This window comes from Roseomonas chloroacetimidivorans, from assembly GCF_049629625.1.
Taxonomy (GTDB): Bacteria; Pseudomonadota; Alphaproteobacteria; order Acetobacterales; family Acetobacteraceae; genus Roseomonas; species Roseomonas chloroacetimidivorans.
Genome location: NZ_JBNBZS010000003.1, coordinates 321,678 through 338,186 on the forward strand (window position 1 = coordinate 321,678; position 16,509 = coordinate 338,186).

Genomic DNA, 16,509 nt, shown 5'->3' on the forward strand with positions numbered 1-16,509 from the left:
GGGCCAGGGCAGGGGTTGCGGCATGGCCTGGACTCACGGGTGCGTGCGCCCCGGACAACCTGGGGCGGTTCCGGCGCGTTAACCCAAAGCAGGATGCGGATACGCCGCGTTCTCCGACTGTCAAGCGCTTCACGAATCACTTGGGAGAGACCGCTATGCGCACGAGTGTTGCTGCCCTCGCTCTGGCCGCGGCCCTGGCCACGCCGGCCCTGGCGCAGCAGGGAAACAATGCGAATCCCGGCTCGCAGGGAACCACGGGGGGCTCCGGCTTCACCATGGCGCCGGCGACCCAGCCCTCCGGCGGCTCCGCCGCGCCGGGCACCACGACTGGCCCCGCGGCCTCCCAGTCCCGTGCGGGCACGGCGACACAGGGTGCCCCGCTGGGCAGCACCCCGGGGACTTCGACCATCCAGACCGACCGCTCCGGCATGACCGGCGGCGCGGCCGGAAATGCGGCCGGCCAGACCGACCGTTCCGCCTCGGGCGATCGCGCGGGCAGCGGCGCGGGCCGTGACAACCAGGCGGCCGTGCGCACGGACAATCCCGGCGATGCGCCACGGACGACCACGACGCCGGCGGCGGGCGCCAATTCCTTCACCGAGGGCCAGGCGCGGAGCCGGATCGAGGCTGCGGGCTTCACCGGTGTGCAGGAGTTGAAGAAGGACGAGTCCGGCGTGTGGCGCGGGCGCGCGATGCGCGGCGGCCAGACGGCCGAGGTGGGCCTGGACTATCAGGGCAATGTCGTGACGGGCAACGCCCCGGCCCGCTGAGCCAGACCATCGTCCTGACCTGAACGAATCATAAGGAGAGATTTCATGGCTATGCGGACCATTGCCCGCCTGTACGACAGTTATGCCGATGCTAGTTCCGCCGTGAATGCGCTGGAGGCTGCGGGCTTCACGCGGGACGACATCAGCATCGTGGCGAATGAGGGCGCGGGCTCGGCCGGTGGCCTCCGCTCCACCACGGATGTGGCCGACACCTCGGGTACCGTGGCGGACCATGATGAGGCGGCGAGCGGCGCCGGTACGGGCGCGACGATCGGCACGGTGCTGGGCGGCGGCGCGGGCGTGCTGGCCGGCATTGGCGCCCTGGCCATTCCGGGCATTGGCCCGATCGTCGCGGCCGGGTGGCTGGTGGCGGCGCTGGCCGGCGCGGGTGCCGGCGCGGCGGCGGGCGGCCTGCTGGGCAGCCTGGTCGGCGCGGGCGTGGAGGAGCGCGACGCGCATGTCTATTCCGAGGGCGTGCGCCGTGGCGGCAGCCTGGTGACCGTGCGGGTGGATGAGAGCCGCGCGGGCGAGGCGGAGTCGATCCTGGCGCGCTACAACCCCGTCGACGCCACCACCCGGGAGACGGATTACCGTTCCTCCGGCTGGAGCGGCTACCAGGAGGGCACCACCGGCTCGACCATGGGCAGCACGGGCGCGGCCATGGGCGGCATGGGTTCGACCATGGGGGGCACGCCGGATGGCACGCCGGGCAATCCTCCGGGTACGATGGCCAGCCGCGGCGTGGACAAGGTCGCGGGCACCAACGTCTCTGGCGCGCATCCCGAGAACGAGGTGAGCCGCGCGGAGACGACGGTATATCCGAAGGGCCGCACAGGCGGCGCGCCGGACGGCACGCCGGGCAATCCTCCGGGCACCGCGGCCAGCCGCGCCGTGGACAATGTCGCGGGCACCAACATCTCCGGCGCGCATCCGGAGAATGAGATGAGCCATGCGGAGCGGGATCGTGTCGGCACCGCCTCTACCATCGGCGGCTCCTCGGGGATGGGCGGGTCCTCCGGCATGGGCGCCGGCTCCGGCATGACCGGTGCGGGCATGGGCACCGGGACCGGGATGGGCACCGCCTCCGGCGTGGACAGCTCGTCCAACCCGCCGGGCACGGCGGCAACCCGCGCCTTTGATCAGGCGGCGGAGACGAATGTCTCCGGGGCCTTCCCCAGCCAGTCCGACGGTACCCCGGCCAATCCTCCGGGCACGGCTGCGGGGCGCGCGGCGGACAAGACGCTGGGCACCAACACGACGGGCGCTAACCCGACGCGTCGTGGCGGCGTCTGAGCCTTCGCTGATCGGCTGAAGAATGGGGCGGCCCCTCCGGGGGCCGCCCTTTTCGCATTTTCAGGCCGGGAAGGGCGGGTAGGCGGCGAGCGGAAAGGCGGAGGCGCCGCCCAGGAGGAGTTCCGCCAGCAGCGAGCCGGCGAAGGGGCCGATGGTGAGGCCGCTGGGGCCAAGGCCGTTGCCGATGGTCAGGCCCTCAAAGCCGGGTGCGCGGCCGAGCATGGGGGAGAGGGCCGGGCCCATGGGACGCATGCCGATGCGCGTCTCGTGCAGCGTGGCCTCGGCGAGGCCAGGGGCGATGGACAGGGCGTTGCGGAGCACCTCCATGACGCCGCCGGCGGTCAGGCGCAGATCGAAGCCGGAGCCGGTTTCGCGCGTGGCGCCGACGACGACGCGGGAATCCTCGAAAGCCAGGAGGTAGTGGCTGGATTGGGGGAGGAGGACGGGCCAGGCGGCGGTGTCCTGGCCGGGCAGGATGAGGTGCAGGATCTGGCCGCGTTGGGGTTGGACGGGAAGGGCCAGGCCGAGCGGGGCGAGGAGGGGTGGGGCCCAGGCGCCGGCGCAGAGGAGGATCTCGTCGGCCTCGATGACGCCGCTTTGCGTCTGCGCGCCGGTGATGCGGGTGCCGCGCGCGGTCAGGTCGGTGACGGCGGCCTCGTGCAGGGTGGCGCCGCGGCGCTGGGCCGCACGGAGGAAGGCGGCGGCAAGGCGGCGGCCATCCACCCGGGCGCCGCCGGGGATGTACAGGGCAGGCAGATCGGGGGCGAGGGGCGGGAAGAGCGCGCGTGCCTCCGCGGGTGCGAGGCGTTGCGGGGTGCCGGCCTCGGGGGCCTGGGGAAGGCGGGCGCGGAGGCGGGATTCGGCGGCGTCGAGGTCGCCTTCCGGGCCCGGGAGGACGAGGGCGCCGCTGCGGGCATAGCCGGTGTCGGTCTCGCCTTCCTCGGCGAGGTTGGCGATCAGGGCGGGATAATGGCGGGCGGCGGCGGCGGCGATGGCGTACCAGCCCTGGTCGGTGCGGGCGGAGGGCCAGGGGCAGATGATGCCGGCGCCGGCTGCGGTGGCACGGCCGGGGAGGAAGGGGTCGAGCACCACGACTTCCGCGCCGGCCCGCGCGAGGTGCCAGGCGGTGCTGGCCCCGAGGATACCTGCCCCCACGACGATCACCCGCATCGGCTTCTCCACGCTGCGCCGCGCCCAGGGTGACGGATGGGGGCGGCGCTGGCCAGAGTGGACGTTACGAGGAGGGGGCGCCGGACCGCCGGATCAGTAGCCCAGGTAGATGCCGACGCCCGGACGCGGCGCGTAGTAGCGCGGTGGGGGCGGCGGCGGGACGTAATAGACCGGCGGCGGCCGCCGATGGCGCCAGCGCGGCCGGTAGTAGTAGCCGGGCGGCGGCGGGGGCGGCGGCACGTAATAGGCCGGCGGCGGTGCGTAATAATACTGGACCGGTTGGGCCAGCGGGCTGGCCGGAGACACGGTCAGGACCGGGGCGGCGGGCGCCGCCTGGGCGGGAATCGCGGCGAGGGCGCCCAGCACCGCGCCGGCGGCGAGGGCGGCGCGCAGGCCGCGAGGTGTGGGACGGAACATTTCCTGGCTCCTTCTTCGGCCGGTGGACCGGCCGGGAACGCCTGAAGATGGGCATTCAAGAGGGCAGAACGGAGGCGGGGGGCGCCGCATTGCGGCGGCTGGTGGTCAAGCTTGCGGGAGGTCGGCGGGGCCTGCCCGGGCGCGGGGGCGCCCGGGCGGGAATTCGTCAGGCAGCGCTGGCGAAGACGCGGGCTAGGGTGGCGCGCACATGGGTGAAGTCGCGCTGCGGGTCCATCACGTCGTCCAGTTCCTCGGGCTTGATGAGGGCCGTGACTTTGGGATCGGCGAGGAGGTTGTCGCGGAAGGTGCGGCTTTCCGGCTTGCCGAGGTTCTCCCAGGTGGCCATGGCGTTGCGCTGGACGGTGGCATAGGCGTCCTCGCGGCTCATGCCGGCCTGGGTGAGGGCGAGGAGCACCTTCTGGCTGTGCACGACGCCGCCGAGGCTCTCGAGATTCGCCTTCATGCGCTCGGGATAGACCGTCAGCTTCTCCATCATGCCGGCGGCGCGCATCAGGGCGAAGTCGAGGGCGATGGTGGCGTCGGGGCCGATCACGCGTTCCACCGAGGAGTGGGAGATGTCGCGCTCGTGCCAGAGGGCGACGTTCTCCAGCGCGGGCATGGCGTAGCCGCGGACGAGGCGGGCGAGGCCGGTCAGGTTCTCGGAGAGGACCGGGTTCCGCTTGTGGGGCATCGCGGAGGAGCCCTTCTGGCCGGGATGGAAGTATTCCTCGGCCTCGCGGACCTCGCTGCGCTGGAGGTGGCGGACTTCTGTGGCCAGGCGCTCGATAGCGGAGGCGGCGACGGCCAGGGCGCAGAAATAGGCGGCGTGGCGGTCGCGCGGGATGACCTGGGTGGAGACGGGCTCGGGGCGCAGGCCCAGGCGTTCGGCGACGAAGGCTTCGACCTGTGGGTTCACGCTGGCGAAGGTGCCGACAGGGCCGGAGATGGCGCATGTCGCCACTTCCTCGCGCGCCGCGACGAGGCGCTGGCGGCAGCGGGCGAATTCGGCCCAGTGGCCGGCGAGCTTGATGCCAAAGGTCGTCGGCTCGGCATGGATGCCGTGGGAGCGCCCGATGGTCGGGGTGAGCGCGTGTTCCTCGGCGCGGCGGCGGAGGGCGGCCAGCAGGGCGTCCATATCGGCGATGAGGAGGTCGGCGGCCTTCACGAGCTGGAGGTTCAGCGCGGTGTCCAGGACATCGGAGCTGGTCATGCCCTGGTGCATGAAGCGGGCATGCTCGCCCATGCCGGAGCCGTCCGGCCGGGTTTCGCCGAGCCAGGTGAGGAAGGCGATGACGTCGTGGCGGGTGACGCGCTCGATCTCGTCGATGCGGTCCAGGTCGGCCTGGGAGATGGCGGCGATGCGGCGGTCGCCCTCGCGCCGGATGGCCTCGGCGGATTCGCGGGGAATGGTGCCGAGATTCGCCATCGCTTCGGCGGCCAGCGCCTCGATTTCGAACCAGATGCGGAAGCGGGCCTCGGGGGACCAGATCGCGGCCATCTCGGGGCGGGTGTAGCGCGGGACCATTATGGGCCTCCTGGGGCGGGCGGCGGTTGGGGGCGGGGCGTCGGGGCGGTATCCGGGGGGCGGGGCCGCGTCAACCAGCCCTTGGCCCATGGCAGGAACGGGCCAGGCCTGAGTCGGGCCGGCAGGGCGGTCGGAATCGAGAATCGCCCCGCCGCCATCCTGCGGCCGTGACGGGGCGGATCTGGTCTTCCCACGGTTTGTTGCGCGGGGTCGCAATGGCCGTGACCGGGCTCTGGCAGGGAGGATGGTTGCCGAGGCATTGCCGATTGTTTATGCGCGGACAGCCGCGAGGGCGCGGCCGGCGTTCCCATCCAGGAGATGGGGACGCGTTCATTTATGACCGGTGCCCAGCCTCCGGGGCCGGAAAGGAGACAGATCGCCGATGGGAGCGGATTGGTTCATCGCCCTCGGGCAGGTCCTGCTGATCGACCTCGTGCTCGCGGGCGACAACGCCATCGTGGTCGGCATGGCCGCGGCTGGCTTGCCGCCGGACCAGCGCCGCAAGGCGATTCTGTGGGGCATCGGTGCCGCGACGATCATGCGGATCGGCTTCGCGGCCATCACGACGCAGCTTCTGGCCATCATCGGCCTGACCCTGTTCGGCGGGCTGCTGCTGCTCTGGGTCTGCTGGAAGATGTATCGCGAGCTCCGGCAGCCGCATGAGCAGCATGCGGGCGCCGAGGCGCTGGCGGGCGGGCACGGCGCGGATGCGGTGGATGGTGGCGGGAAGCGGAAGACGCTGACTCAGGCCATCATCCAGATCCTGGTCGCGGACGTTTCCATGTCGCTCGACAACGTGCTGGCGGTGGCCGGCGCGGCGAAGGAGCACCTGGACGTGCTTGTCATTGGCCTGGCGATCTCCGTCGTGCTGATGGGTGTCGCGGCGACCTTCATCGCGCGGCTTCTCGAGAAGCATCGCTGGATCGCCTGGGTGGGCCTGCTGGTTATCCTCTATGTGGCGGTGGAGATGATCTATGCGGGTTCGGGCGAGGTGCTGAACTTCTTCAACGGCACGCCTTCCGCGCCCGCAGCATCAGCTCATTGAGGCCTCTTCCGCTACTATGTGGCGGAGCGATTAAGATGATGTAATTTAACACATTTGGCGCCGCCCGGGAGACCGGGCGGCGCTTTTGCGTCCGGGGGGTGGCGGCTAGGGTCCGTGCGCGGGCGCGTGCCCCCATATCGCGGGGCTGCGCCCGGTTCCCTATCAAGCCGAGCCTGCGCGGCGCCCGTTGGCGCTGCGGAGGCCTGACCGGAGACGTTCATGGACTTCCTGGCGAACGCGATCCCAGAGCTGCTGCAGATCATGTGGCTCAACATCATTCTGTCGGGCGACAATGCGGTGGTCATCGGGCTGGCGGCGGCCGGGCTGCCGGAGAGCCAGCGCAACAAGGCCGTTATGTTCGGCATCGCGGCGGCCGCGGTGCTTCGGATTGTCTTCTCGCTGATCGCGCAGCAGCTTCTGGCGCTGTGGTGGATCGATCTCGTGGGCGGCCTGGCGCTGCTCTACATCGCCTGGAACTTCCTCTCCGAGTTGCGGCATTCGCAAAAGGAGGAGGGGACGGAGGGCGTTGCGCATCACGACAAGACGCTGATGGCGGCGCTCTGGCAAATCGTCGTGGCCGATGTTTCGATGTCGCTCGACAACGTGCTGGCGGTGGCGGCGGTCGCGCGCAACGACATGACGCTGCTGATCATCGGCCTGGTGGTCTCGATCGTTATGATGGGCCTGCTGGGCGGTTTGCTGGCGCGGGTGCTGGATCGCTACAAGTGGATCGCGTATCTGGGCGTGGCGCTGATCGCATGGATCGGCCTGCAATTGCTGTGGGAGGGCCTTGTGATCGCCAACGCCACGCTGACCCTTGGGCTGCCGCTGCCGGCGCCCCATCCGGCCCATTGAGGGCGGCGGGTTGAGGGTGACCTGGACTTGCGGGGCGGCGCTGGGCCGCCTCGCACTCGTGGCGCTGCCGGCGTTGCTGGCCGGCTGCGTCACCCCCGAGGATGAGGCCGCGGCGCGCGCGCGCGCGCGGCCGCCCGTGGAGGAGGTGCTGGCGCGGCTGCCGGCCGCCGCCGCCGGATTCGAGCGGGGCGCCGTGCAGGACGTGGCGCCTGGCGATCCTGGCGCGGGGAAGGTCGTGGAATACGCGACGCCCCGGCGCGTGGCTGTGGCCTATGTCTTCGTCTACGACCTTGGGCGGCCCAATGTGACCGAGGCGGATCTGCCGCCGGAGGTGGAGCGGGCCGTACGCGAGGGAACGGCGCTTCCGACGGAGCGGACCGGGCGGGAGCTGTCGGTGGCTGACCGCGACCCGGTGCCGGCGCGCGGCGGCGAGTTGAGCTGTGCGCTGCTGCAGGGCCGCTTCGGGCGGACCCAGGTGGAGCGGCAAGTTTGTGTCGGCGCGGCAGCGGGCCGCTTCCTCCGGGTGCAGGTGACGATGCCGACCCGTGGCGGCTCGGTCGGGGATGCGCGGGCCTTCGCGGCGGAGATCGCCGCCGCCGCTCGCGGAGCGTAACGGACCGGCTATCCCGGAAAGATCCCGTCTAGCTGAATCCTCTAACGGGCGGTTGGACGGGTCTTTGGCTTGTTTGCGGTTCAGTCGGAACGCGCCGAGGGGCAAGCCTCCCCGGCGGCCTTATAGCCCCGGGCCAAGGCCATTCCGGGAACCTGAGGCGGAAGCCGGGTCATTGCCGCGGCTCAGCCAAGGGTCTCATCCGGGAGGCCGGGGAGGTGGGGGCCCCCTGCGGCCATCAGGCCAGACAGCGCAGGAACAACACGGAGGGATGCACCTTTTCGCCCACCTCGGCGGCGTTGCGGGTGACTTCGCTGGGGGCCGTGCGGGGCTGGACGCGGTTTTCGCGCAGGAAGGCGAGGGCTTCCCCGGCCTTCACCGCGAAGTTCACGTTCTGCGGGATGTCGCCGGTGCGCTGGGCCACACGCTGGGCGTTCAGCTTGCTCGTGATGATGCCGACGACATGGCCCGACAGGTCGAGCAGCGGGCCGCCGGAATTGCCGGGCTGCACCGGGGCGCTGATCTGGAAATGCATGCGGTTATCGGCCAGGCCGGCCAGCGCCGAGATGTCGCCGGTGGTGAGGGTCGGGCCTGAGGCAAGCATCCCGGCGAGCGGGAAGCCGTAAGTCACGACGGAATCGCCACGGCGGATATCCGGGCTGGCGCGGAAGGTCAGGGGCGGGCCAGCGGCTTCGCGCAAATCAAGCAGGGCAAGGTCGCGTCGCGAATCACGGGCGCGGACGCTGACGGGAACTTCCCGGCCCTGGGCGTTGCGGGCCTGGACGGCGCGGCAGCCGCGGACGACGTGCTCGTTGGTCAGGGCCTGGCGCTCGGCAATGATGAAGCCGGTGCCGCTGGAGACCTCCCGCGTGTTGGGGGGCGTGGCCTCGCCGGGGGCGAGGGGCGGGGGCTTGGTCGTCGGCTCGCCGCCGCGGGGCGGCTGCGGCGCTTGTGGCCGGGTCTCGGGGCGCGAAGGGGGACCGGGGCGGCGCGGAGCAGGGTCCGGCATGTCGTAGAGGGGCGGTGGCTTGCCTGGGAGGCCACCTGCTTCCGGAGGCGTGGCGGGTGGGGCCCCAGGGGCATCAGCCGGCGGAGGCTTCTGGGCCTGGGCTGGCTGGGGCAGGCCCGCCATGCCGGCGAGCAGCAGAACAGGAAGGACCGCGACGGAGGGAAGACGCATTCGCGAAAGGTGGGCGCAGCGTGGGTGGATGGTCAATCCGTCCCGCGACGCGGATCCTGTTCGCGCGCCATGGTACGATTCTGATATGATAATGAGATAATGAAAGCGAAATCATATCGGGGTGGCGCCGGCTGGCCGGAGGGTGCCCATTTGGTTTCTGAGCGCATGCTCGATGTCGCGGGCCTTGCCTATGACGCGGCCATGGACGACGCGCTGTGGCCAATGGTGGGGCACGCACTGGCTGAACTTGTGGGTGGGCGCACGACGGCGCTGTGGGTTGGTGACTCCGCGCGGGGAGAGGTGGAACTCCTCGATGACGCGGGCGTGCCTGAACCGGCGCGGCAAGCCTATATCGACCACTATCACCGCAAGGATATCTGGTCGCTCGGGATGGCCGAGGCGATGCGGGCGCGGGGGGCGGGTGCGGCGACCTCGGCCATGCTCGGGCAGGAGCTGGTGTCAGCCGCGGCGCTCAGGCGCAGTGAGATCTATGTCGACTACATGCGTCATTTCGGCTTTTTCCACATGGTCGGAAATGCCTCGCCAGTCGGCGAGGTGGGGTATTTCTCGCTCGGGATTCACCGACCGGAGCACGAGGCCGCCTTCACGGAACGGGAGCGCGACCTGCTGAATGCCGTGCTGCCGCATCTGCGCCGGGCATTGCGGCTGCGCTACCGGCTACGCGGCGCCGCGGCCTTGCCGCTGGTGGCGCTGGATGCGCTGTCCTTGCCAGCCATCGTGCTCGATGCGGAGTTGCGTTTGCTGCACGCAAATCCTGCGGCGCTGGCCATGCTGACGCCGGGCGGGGCACTGCGTCAGCATCGGAGCGGAGTGCTGGTCGGCCCGACATCGCTGACGGCCGCGCACCGCGCGGAGCAGGGATTGCTGGAGCGGCTGGTGCGTGCGGTGGCGCTGGGCGTAACCCCGGGCGGAGGTGTGCGGGTGACGGCGGAGGATGGGGCATGCCACGCCTTGGTGGTGCTGCCACTTCCGTCGCGGCTGGCGGGCCGCGACGGACCGCCGCCACCGGGGCTGGTGCTGCTGCTGGCACGGTCCCTAGGCGGACGGGCGCCGCCTCTGGAACTCCTGAGGGAGGTGTTCGGGCTGGGTGCGGTGGAGGCGGAGGTGGCGGCGGCGCTGGCGGGCGGCGTTGCGGCCGAGGTGGTGGCGGCACAGCGCGGGGTCGGGATAGGGACCGTGCGGGCGCAGATCCGGTCGATCCTGCAGAAGACCGGCGCGCACGGCCTGCGGGATCTGGAGAGGATGATGGCGCTGCTCACTGTCTGAAGCGGGCGGCATTCAGTGATTCGCCAGGGCGGCGAGGATGCGTTCGAGATCGCGCAGGCTCGTGGCGCCGGTCTTTTCCAGCACCATGCGGACCTGGCTGCGGATCGTGGGCAGTTCCACCCCGCGCAGGGCTGCCACGGCTTCGGCTGTCACGCCACCGGCGAGGGCGGCGGCGACTTCCGCCTCCGCCTTCGTCAGGCCGAAAAGGTCGGCGAGCAGGCCAGGCCGGGGACGGCTGAGCTGGCTGAGATCCCGCGCCATCAGGAGGACCTGGCCGGTCAGTGGGACGGGCGCATCCTGGGCCGGCGTAGCCAGCCGGGCCGGCAGAGGCATGGCGAGGAGGGCAATGCCGCCGCGACCGGGCTTTCCAGATTTGCCTGGAGCGGTCAGTCGCAGGCCGCCGCCGGGCGAGATGCGGAGGGCGACCTCTCGCACGAGGCGGGCGAGGACGGCGGCTTCGGCATTGTGCATGGCGGCGAGCAGGACGGATGAGGGCGGGGGGCCGGTCCGGATCAGTTGCAGGCCCTTGCTGGCAGCGGCCAGTGCCTCTGCTGCGGAGTTGGCATAGGTCACGCGCAGATCGGCGCTCACCACCAGGGCGGGCATGGGCAGAATATCAAGCGCGTCGCCGGTCGCCGGCCGGAACGCCGCCTGCTGAAGCCGGTGGCGGAGGCGCAGGGCCCGGCGGAAATGCGGGAGGAGCGCATCGACCACCTGCCGCTCGGCCTCGCCGAAGGGGGGCGCGTCCTCGGGCCGTTGCAGGCCGAGGGGCATGATGCCGGCCTCGCCCAGTGGCGTGACGGTGCAGACGATGTGGTGGAGGCCGAGATCCCGGGCGAATTCCTGGTAGAATTCGCTGCGGCAAAGCTCATCATCGGCGATGATCTGCTGGCCCAACATGGCGGGGGGAAGGGCGCCCGCAGGCATGCTGGCGGCGATGGCGGCGCAGCGCTTCACCCAGGGGTCGAGCCGATGGAAGCGGGCGGTATAGGCCTGGTTCGCCGCCGCGGGGATGTTTTCGGCGTAGAGGATTTCCACACGGCCCTCGGCCGGGTCTCCGGTCCAGAGCGTGGCAGTGCGGGCGCCGATGGCCTGCTTCAGGGCGAGGCCGACCTCGTTCCAGGACGCACCGCCCGTTGCCGCGTCATAGGCGATGTCGGCCACCTCCGGGACGGTTCCGGGCGGCAAGACTTGCTCCATTATGATTCGTTGTTGGACTGCACCATCATGCCATAGGCGGAGATTTCCGGCACACATCTCCTGTTTCGCCCGCAACAAGCTGCGGGAGGCGTGCCGGGCCGGACGACATCACCTGGGAATGGCTCGTCGCTTTTGCGGCTTCGCCTTTGACGAGGTGATCTATGTGATCCGCTTGGGCGAGATCGGGTCGCTTGCGGGGAAGGTTTCCTGCACGGCCTCGTCCAGCAGTTGATCCTGACGCGCGGCGAGATCATCACCGGGCGCGAGAGGTCCCGGTGCGGCTGCGGCCGCAAGATCCGCGTTCTGCTGACCGCCACTGACGGGCGCGGGGATTTGTCCTGTTTCTGTTTCCCCGCCAGCCGCGACCCAGTCCCCGAACCCGCCGAGGTTGCGCACGCTGAGATAGCCCAGCTCCTTCAGGGTCTGGCCGGCAAGGGCGGCCCTTGCGCCGCTGCCGCAATACAGCAGCACGGGCCTGTCTGGCCTCAGGAGCGGATGGCGGGACGCCGAAGCCGGGTCGGCCTGGAACTCGAGGAGGCCGCGCGGAATATGGAGCGCATCCTTCACTTTCCCGGAGCGCTCGATTTCCGACGCCTCGCGCACGTCGATGACGACGACGGCGCGGTCGGAAATGAGCTGTGCGGCCTCGCGCGGGGTAATCCGCGGCACGGCGGCGTCCGCATCATGGAGCATTTCGGCGAGCGTGCGTGTCATTCGCCTAGTCTTGCAGGAAGCTGTTGCGGAAGACCATGCGCAGAATTCCGAAAGGGGTTCGAACCTGCCTTTCGCGTTTTGCCCAGGGCAGACTGCGAAGGGGGCGCTTTAGGTCGCCACTTGGCGGCAAGCCAATAACCTGGGTTAGAGGCCGCGCTTCCATGCGGAGATCGCGAAGGACCGGCGGTGGCCGTGATAGCAGGCCTTCCCTGTCTGGCTGGTGCCCGTCGAGCAGTTCGGAGACTGCCAGGGAGGTTCGCGGTTGGAGAGTTAGAGCAGGCCTTCGCGGCGGAAGGAGAGGTGGCGGCCATTGCCGATGATCAGATGGTCATGGACCACGATGCCGAGGGTGGCGGCGCCCTGGCGGATCTCGGCGGTCATCTCGATATCGGCCCGCGACGGGGTGGGGTCGCCCGATGGGTGGTTGTGGACGAGGATAAGGGCGGTGGCGCCGATCTCGAGGGCGCGTTTGATGACTTCCCGCGGATAGACGGGGGTGTGGTTCACCGTGCCCTTCGCCTGGGCCTCGTCGGCGAGAAGGCGGTTCTTGCTGTCGAGGAAGAGGACGCGGAACTGTTCCACCGGTTCGCGCGCGAGGGCGGCAGAGAGATAGGCGATCAGGCGGTCCCAGTTGTTGAGGACGGGTTGGTCGCGGACCTCCGCGGCCAGGAGCTTGACGGCGGTGGCCTGGACGAGCCGGAGCGCCGCGATGGCGGTGTCGCCGATGCCCTCCACGGCGCGCAGCTCGGCCTCGGGCGCGGTGATGGCGCGGGCGAAGCTGCCGAAGCGCTGGATCAGGCGCTTGGCATGCGGCTTCGTGTCCACGCGCGGCAGGGCCAGGAAGAGGAGCATTTCCAGCAGCTCGTAATCCGCGAGAGCGTCGGGGCCGGCGCGGAGGAGCTTGTCGCGGAGGCGCTTGCGGTGGCCCTCGGCGCCCAGGGAGGCGGGCACGGGCGACGAGGCCCGCGGCGCCTCAAGGGCCGTGGGAATGTCGAGCAGGGTTGCGAAGCCGGGGCTTGCCTCCGCCATGCCGGGCCTTCGTGCCAAGGCCACCTCTCCTCGCCGTGAGCGCGGCGAGAATGCTGCGGCGCGGGGTGCTTGTCCATCAGGAGTGGCGCGCGAGCCGCCGGTCCTCAATCCTCCTTCCGGGCCTCGATTTCGTCGAGGACCGCTTCGGGGGCGACGTCCTTCTGCACCTCCTGCAACTCGGGGTCGGCGCTGGCGCGGATGTCCAGGCGTTCGGCGATGGCGACGACCAGTTCGGACAGCTTGGTTAGCTCGTGTTCCGTGAGGAGGCTGATCTGGAGGTCGAGATCGGCGCGGCGATCCGCGGCCGCGGCCATGCGGTTCTGGCTGATGAGGACGAAGGTGGAGAGGAAGATGGCCTCTACCGATGCCTCCATCGCCAGGATGACGAAGGAGGGATCGAATTTCGGCACGCCCGGGATGAGGCCGAGATTGACGATGATCCAGGTGCTGTAGAAGGCGAGGTGGAGATAGACGAAGCGCATGCTGCCGGTGAAGCGGGTGATGGCGGCGGCGATGCGCTCCTCCCGGCTCGCCTCGGCGGCTTCCCGCTTACGGCGTTCCTCGAGCATGCGGATGTTGCGCGCGAGGGAGGAGGTGAGGCTGTCGGGGTTGGGGGGCGGCACGGTGGGGGTGGCGGGCGGCATGGCGTCTGACCTTCGGCGAACCTCTCGGGCGGTCCGGGCGGGCCGCTTGGCATAAGGCGCGGGCAGGACGTGTAGTTGCCGCGCGGGGGAGGCGCGGGGCCTCCCCCGGCCGGGTCAGGCGCGGTAGCGGGGCGCCGGGTGTTCCTGGCGGAAGCCGGGCTGCATGGCCAGGCGCGCGGCCTCGAAGGCCTTCCAGGACTCCTCATCAGGCAGGGGCGGGATGGTGATGGGCTCGCGGCGGTCGAAGCCGAGCAGGGCGGCGTCCACGAGTTCATCCACGTCCATCACGCCGGGGATCTGTTCGATGTCGCGGCCGGAGCGTTCCCAGATCTTCGTGCGCGTGGCGGCGGGGAGGACGGCCTGGACATAGAGGCCGCGTGGGCCGAGCTCGTTCTGCAGCGCCTGGGAGAAGGTGAGCATGAAGCTCTTCGTGGCCGGGTAGATGCCGGGCATCACCTCCGGCGCCAGGGCGAGGACGGAGGCGATGTTGATGATCGCCCCGCCGCCCATGGCGAGGAAGCGCGGCACCACGGCGCCGGCGAGGCGTGTGGGGGCAGTGATGTTCAGGCGGATCAGCCATTCCTGCCGTTCGAGGTCCGGCTCCGCGAAGCCGCCGGGGAGGGCGGCGCCGGCATTATTCACGAGCAGGCCGATGCGGGCGTCCTCGCGCAGGCGGTTCTCCACCCGGGCCAGGGCGGCGGGGTCGGTGAGGTCGGCCGCGAGGATATCGACCTTCACACCTGCCTCTGCCCGGAGGCGTGCGGCGAGGGATTCCAAGCGCTCCTGGTCCCGGGCGACCAGGATAAGGTCGTGGCCGCGACGGGCGAGGCGGTCGGCATAAGTGGCGCCGATGCCGGAGGAGGCGCCGGTGATCAACGCGGTTCGGCGGGCGGTGTCGGACATGGATGGGCCTTTCGGGTATTTTAGATGACGATCATCATCACTGGCTTATTGATGTCGATCGTCATATAAATCGTCAAGGGGTTTTTGGCGGGAGCTGCGGAAATGAGGGTGACGCGGGAGAAGGCGGCGGAGAATCGGGCGCGGATCGTGGAGGTCGCGTCGCGGCTGTTCCGGGAGCGCGGGTTTGATGGCGTCGGGCTGGACGAGATCATGCGCGCGGCCGGGCTGACCCATGGGGGCTTCTACCGGCACTTCGCCTCCAAGGAGGAACTGGCGGCGGAGGCGCTGGCACATGGGCTGGCAGCTGGAGAAGCGCGCGGGGCGGAAGGGATCGAAGCCTTCCTGGACTACTATCTCTCGCCGGAGCACCGGGATGCGCGGGAGGCGGGCTGCGCCGTGGCTGCGCTGGCCGTGGATGCGGGGCGGGGCGGATCAGCGGTACGCACGGCTTTGACGCGGCACTTGCATGCGGCGTTCGACCGGCTGAGCGCTCGGCTCGGCGGGCGGGAGGAGGACAGGCGGGCGCGTGCGATCGCGGGCTTCGCGGGGCTGGTTGGGGCGGTGGTGCTGGCGCGGGCGGTGGAGGATGAGGCGCTGTCCTCGGAGATCCTCGAGGCCGCCCGTCGGGTGCATGGGGCGGTGCTGGAGGAAGACTATACCCCTTCCACCAGCACCTGATTTCCCCGGTCAGAAGATCCGGGTGACCGGAAGGCCCAGCGCCATCGACCCGGCATAGCGGGCCTGTGGAGCCGATTGCAGCGGGTGGAAGCGCGCGCCCTGGATGTCCCGGAAAAGGCGTTCGAGGCCGTGCTCCCGCAGGTAGCTCGCACCCCCTGCCAGTTCCATCGCGAGTTCGGTGGCGCGGATGGCGTTCTCCGTGAGGATGGCCTTGCCGGTCATGACGTCGTTGACCGTCTCGGCGGAGGGGGCGTTGCGCTCGGCGGCTTCGATCATCCAGCCATGGGCCAGGCGGGCGGCGCGCAGCGCCGTGTCCATCCGGCCGGCCAGGATGAGCATGTCGTCGCTGGGCGGCTTGCGTCCGGCCATGGCCAGGGCGAGGTCGCGGGCGCGTTCGGCGACACCGAGATAGACGGCGTAGATCAGCGGGAAGGCGATGGTGGCGATGATCTGGAAGAGGGGATGCCACTCTCCCGCCCGGCGCCTGACGGTGACCTAGGCCTCCGGGATGAAGAGGTTGTCGATCTCGATTTCATTGGAGCCAGTGCCGCGCATGCCGAGGGCGCGCCAGGTGTCGCGGACACGGACTTCCGGTGCCTTCATGGGAACGGCGAAGTGGAGGACGGAATCGCCGTCCTCGTCCTGCAAGACCGCGCCGGTCATCAACAGGTCTCCGGCGGGGGAGCCGGAGGAAAAGACCTTCCGCCCGGAGATGCGGTAGCCGCCATCGGCCTTCTCAGCCCGGCCGGAGCCGGGGATCCAGTCGGAGCCGCCGCTGGAGAGCAGGATGATGCGCTCCGCCGCGATGCGGCGCAGCAACGGCTCGGTCGGCATGGCCTTCTGGTGGCGCCAGCGCCATGCGGGCACGGCGACCTGGTGGATATGCATGGAGAAGGCGAGAGCGGTGGAGCTGCATCCATGTGCGAGGATGCGGAGCATCTCCGCGAGTTCTCGGATCTCCGCGCCCCCGCCGCCGAGCTCGCGGGGGACGCCGGCCTCGACAAGGCCGGCCTGTTTCAGCAGGGCGTAGTTGTCGGCGACGAAGCGGTCGGCTTCGTCGAACTCCGTGGCTCGTCCGGCGAGGGCCGGCGCGAGCCGCATGGCTCGCTCGGTGACGGAGCCGGCATCGGGGGCGGGGTTATCAGCGGCCGTAGCCTCGGGCCGGGTGGCGGTGGTGCTCATGCCCATC

General features: G+C 70.4%; 18 protein-coding genes. 7 read left to right on the plus strand and 11 right to left on the minus strand.

Going from position 1 to position 16,509, the window contains the following annotated elements; translation table 11 throughout:
- Positions 1–155 precede the first annotated feature (155 nt).
- Both ACO1BU_RS03730 and ACO1BU_RS03735 read left to right on the plus strand, forming a co-directional pair.
- On the plus strand, positions 156–770 hold the full coding sequence (locus ACO1BU_RS03730) for a hypothetical protein (protein ID WP_424134549.1): 615 nt from the start codon (positions 156–158) through the stop codon (positions 768–770).
- A 45-nt stretch (positions 771–815) separates the two neighbouring features.
- Positions 816–2,063 carry a hypothetical protein gene (locus tag ACO1BU_RS03735; protein ID WP_424134550.1) on the plus strand — a complete coding sequence of 416 codons (1,248 nt, stop codon included), beginning with the start codon at positions 816–818 and terminating at the stop codon, positions 2,061–2,063.
- A 60-nt stretch (positions 2,064–2,123) separates the two neighbouring features.
- Here ACO1BU_RS03735 and ACO1BU_RS03740 read toward each other — a convergent pair whose 3' ends face one another.
- The 3 genes from ACO1BU_RS03740 to purB form a co-directional block, all read right to left on the minus strand.
- On the minus strand, positions 2,124–3,233 hold the full coding sequence (locus ACO1BU_RS03740; RefSeq protein ID WP_424134551.1) for an NAD(P)/FAD-dependent oxidoreductase: 1,110 nt from the start codon (positions 3,231–3,233) through the stop codon (positions 2,124–2,126).
- A 93-nt stretch (positions 3,234–3,326) separates the two neighbouring features.
- Positions 3,327–3,650 (minus strand): hypothetical protein, encoded by a 324-nt coding sequence (locus ACO1BU_RS03745; RefSeq protein ID WP_424134552.1) that lies wholly within the window; start codon positions 3,648–3,650, stop codon positions 3,327–3,329.
- Between the two features lie 166 nt (positions 3,651–3,816).
- On the minus strand, positions 3,817–5,175 hold the full coding sequence (gene purB / locus ACO1BU_RS03750; protein ID WP_424134553.1) for an adenylosuccinate lyase: 1,359 nt from the start codon (positions 5,173–5,175) through the stop codon (positions 3,817–3,819).
- A gap of 382 nt (positions 5,176–5,557) precedes the next feature.
- Between purB and ACO1BU_RS03755 the strand changes: the two genes are divergently transcribed.
- The 3 genes from ACO1BU_RS03755 (at position 5,558) to ACO1BU_RS03765 (ending at position 7,688) form a co-directional block, all read left to right on the plus strand.
- Positions 5,558–6,220 (plus strand): TerC family protein, encoded by a 663-nt coding sequence (locus ACO1BU_RS03755; RefSeq protein ID WP_424134554.1) that lies wholly within the window; start codon positions 5,558–5,560, stop codon positions 6,218–6,220.
- A 219-nt stretch (positions 6,221–6,439) separates the two neighbouring features.
- Positions 6,440–7,075 (plus strand): TerC family protein, encoded by a 636-nt coding sequence (locus ACO1BU_RS03760; RefSeq protein WP_424134555.1) that lies wholly within the window; start codon positions 6,440–6,442, stop codon positions 7,073–7,075.
- A 16-nt stretch (positions 7,076–7,091) separates the two neighbouring features.
- A complete protein-coding gene (locus tag ACO1BU_RS03765; RefSeq protein WP_424134556.1) occupies positions 7,092–7,688 on the plus strand; it encodes a hypothetical protein in 597 nt (198 codons plus the stop codon).
- Between the two features lie 235 nt (positions 7,689–7,923).
- Here ACO1BU_RS03765 and ACO1BU_RS03770 read toward each other — a convergent pair whose 3' ends face one another.
- On the minus strand, positions 7,924–8,865 hold the full coding sequence (locus ACO1BU_RS03770; RefSeq protein WP_424134557.1) for a S1C family serine protease: 942 nt from the start codon (positions 8,863–8,865) through the stop codon (positions 7,924–7,926).
- A 150-nt stretch (positions 8,866–9,015) separates the two neighbouring features.
- Between ACO1BU_RS03770 and ACO1BU_RS03775 the strand changes: the two genes are divergently transcribed.
- Complete coding sequence (locus ACO1BU_RS03775; protein WP_424134558.1) at positions 9,016–10,152, plus strand: hypothetical protein; 1,137 nt, start codon at positions 9,016–9,018, stop codon at positions 10,150–10,152.
- 12 nt (positions 10,153–10,164) lie between these two features.
- Here ACO1BU_RS03775 and ACO1BU_RS03780 read toward each other — a convergent pair whose 3' ends face one another.
- From ACO1BU_RS03780 to ACO1BU_RS03800, 5 genes are all read right to left on the minus strand, one after another.
- A complete protein-coding gene (locus ACO1BU_RS03780; protein WP_424134559.1) occupies positions 10,165–11,352 on the minus strand; it encodes a helix-turn-helix transcriptional regulator in 1,188 nt (395 codons plus the stop codon).
- 159 nt (positions 11,353–11,511) lie between these two features.
- Positions 11,512–12,066 carry a rhodanese-like domain-containing protein gene (locus ACO1BU_RS03785; protein ID WP_424134560.1) on the minus strand — a complete coding sequence of 185 codons (555 nt, stop codon included), beginning with the start codon at positions 12,064–12,066 and terminating at the stop codon, positions 11,512–11,514.
- A gap of 270 nt (positions 12,067–12,336) precedes the next feature.
- A complete protein-coding gene (gene radC, locus ACO1BU_RS03790; RefSeq protein ID WP_424134561.1) occupies positions 12,337–13,113 on the minus strand; it encodes a RadC family protein in 777 nt (258 codons plus the stop codon).
- An 86-nt stretch (positions 13,114–13,199) separates the two neighbouring features.
- The gene (locus tag ACO1BU_RS03795; RefSeq protein ID WP_424134562.1) at positions 13,200–13,739 is read right to left on the minus strand and encodes a DUF1003 domain-containing protein; all 540 of its coding nucleotides are present in this window, start codon (positions 13,737–13,739) and stop codon (positions 13,200–13,202) included.
- Positions 13,740–13,853: 114 nt separating this feature from the next.
- The gene (locus ACO1BU_RS03800; protein ID WP_424134563.1) at positions 13,854–14,642 is read right to left on the minus strand and encodes an SDR family NAD(P)-dependent oxidoreductase; all 789 of its coding nucleotides are present in this window, start codon (positions 14,640–14,642) and stop codon (positions 13,854–13,856) included.
- 102 nt (positions 14,643–14,744) lie between these two features.
- Here ACO1BU_RS03800 and ACO1BU_RS03805 point away from each other — a divergent pair, with 102 nt between their 5' ends.
- The gene (locus ACO1BU_RS03805; protein WP_424134564.1) at positions 14,745–15,320 is read left to right on the plus strand and encodes a TetR/AcrR family transcriptional regulator; all 576 of its coding nucleotides are present in this window, start codon (positions 14,745–14,747) and stop codon (positions 15,318–15,320) included.
- A gap of 9 nt (positions 15,321–15,329) precedes the next feature.
- On the opposite strand, the gene ACO1BU_RS03810 is transcribed toward ACO1BU_RS03805, so the two are convergent.
- Positions 15,330–15,770, minus strand: coding sequence for an acyl-CoA dehydrogenase family protein (locus tag ACO1BU_RS03810; protein ID WP_424134606.1), 441 nt, complete (start codon positions 15,768–15,770; stop codon positions 15,330–15,332).
- Between the two features lie 45 nt (positions 15,771–15,815).
- Complete coding sequence (locus ACO1BU_RS03815) at positions 15,816–16,502, minus strand: acyl-CoA dehydrogenase family protein (RefSeq protein WP_424134565.1); 687 nt, start codon at positions 16,500–16,502, stop codon at positions 15,816–15,818.
- Positions 16,503–16,509 lie beyond the last annotated feature (7 nt).

Bases quoted from the DNA above. Each gene is read 5' to 3' on its own strand.
- ACO1BU_RS03730 (WP_424134549.1), top strand. From the start codon at position 156: ATGCGCACGAGTGTTGCTGCCCTCGCTCTGGCCGCGGCCCTGGCCACG.
- ACO1BU_RS03735 (WP_424134550.1), top strand. From the start codon at position 816: ATGGCTATGCGGACCATTGCCCGCCTGTACGACAGTTATGCCGATGCT.
- ACO1BU_RS03740 (WP_424134551.1), bottom strand. From the start codon at position 3,233: ATGCGGGTGATCGTCGTGGGGGCAGGTATCCTCGGGGCCAGCACCGCC.
- ACO1BU_RS03745 (WP_424134552.1), bottom strand. From the start codon at position 3,650: ATGTTCCGTCCCACACCTCGCGGCCTGCGCGCCGCCCTCGCCGCCGGC.
- purB (WP_424134553.1), bottom strand. From the start codon at position 5,175: ATGGTCCCGCGCTACACCCGCCCCGAGATGGCCGCGATCTGGTCCCCC.
- ACO1BU_RS03755 (WP_424134554.1), top strand. From the start codon at position 5,558: ATGGGAGCGGATTGGTTCATCGCCCTCGGGCAGGTCCTGCTGATCGAC.
- ACO1BU_RS03760 (WP_424134555.1), top strand. From the start codon at position 6,440: ATGGACTTCCTGGCGAACGCGATCCCAGAGCTGCTGCAGATCATGTGG.
- ACO1BU_RS03770 (WP_424134557.1), bottom strand. From the start codon at position 8,865: ATGCGTCTTCCCTCCGTCGCGGTCCTTCCTGTTCTGCTGCTCGCCGGC.
- ACO1BU_RS03780 (WP_424134559.1), bottom strand. From the start codon at position 11,352: ATGGAGCAAGTCTTGCCGCCCGGAACCGTCCCGGAGGTGGCCGACATC.
- ACO1BU_RS03785 (WP_424134560.1), bottom strand. From the start codon at position 12,066: ATGACACGCACGCTCGCCGAAATGCTCCATGATGCGGACGCCGCCGTG.
- ACO1BU_RS03795 (WP_424134562.1), bottom strand. From the start codon at position 13,739: ATGCCGCCCGCCACCCCCACCGTGCCGCCCCCCAACCCCGACAGCCTC.
- ACO1BU_RS03800 (WP_424134563.1), bottom strand. From the start codon at position 14,642: ATGTCCGACACCGCCCGCCGAACCGCGTTGATCACCGGCGCCTCCTCC.
- ACO1BU_RS03805 (WP_424134564.1), top strand. From the start codon at position 14,745: ATGAGGGTGACGCGGGAGAAGGCGGCGGAGAATCGGGCGCGGATCGTG.
- ACO1BU_RS03815 (WP_424134565.1), bottom strand. From the start codon at position 16,502: ATGAGCACCACCGCCACCCGGCCCGAGGCTACGGCCGCTGATAACCCC.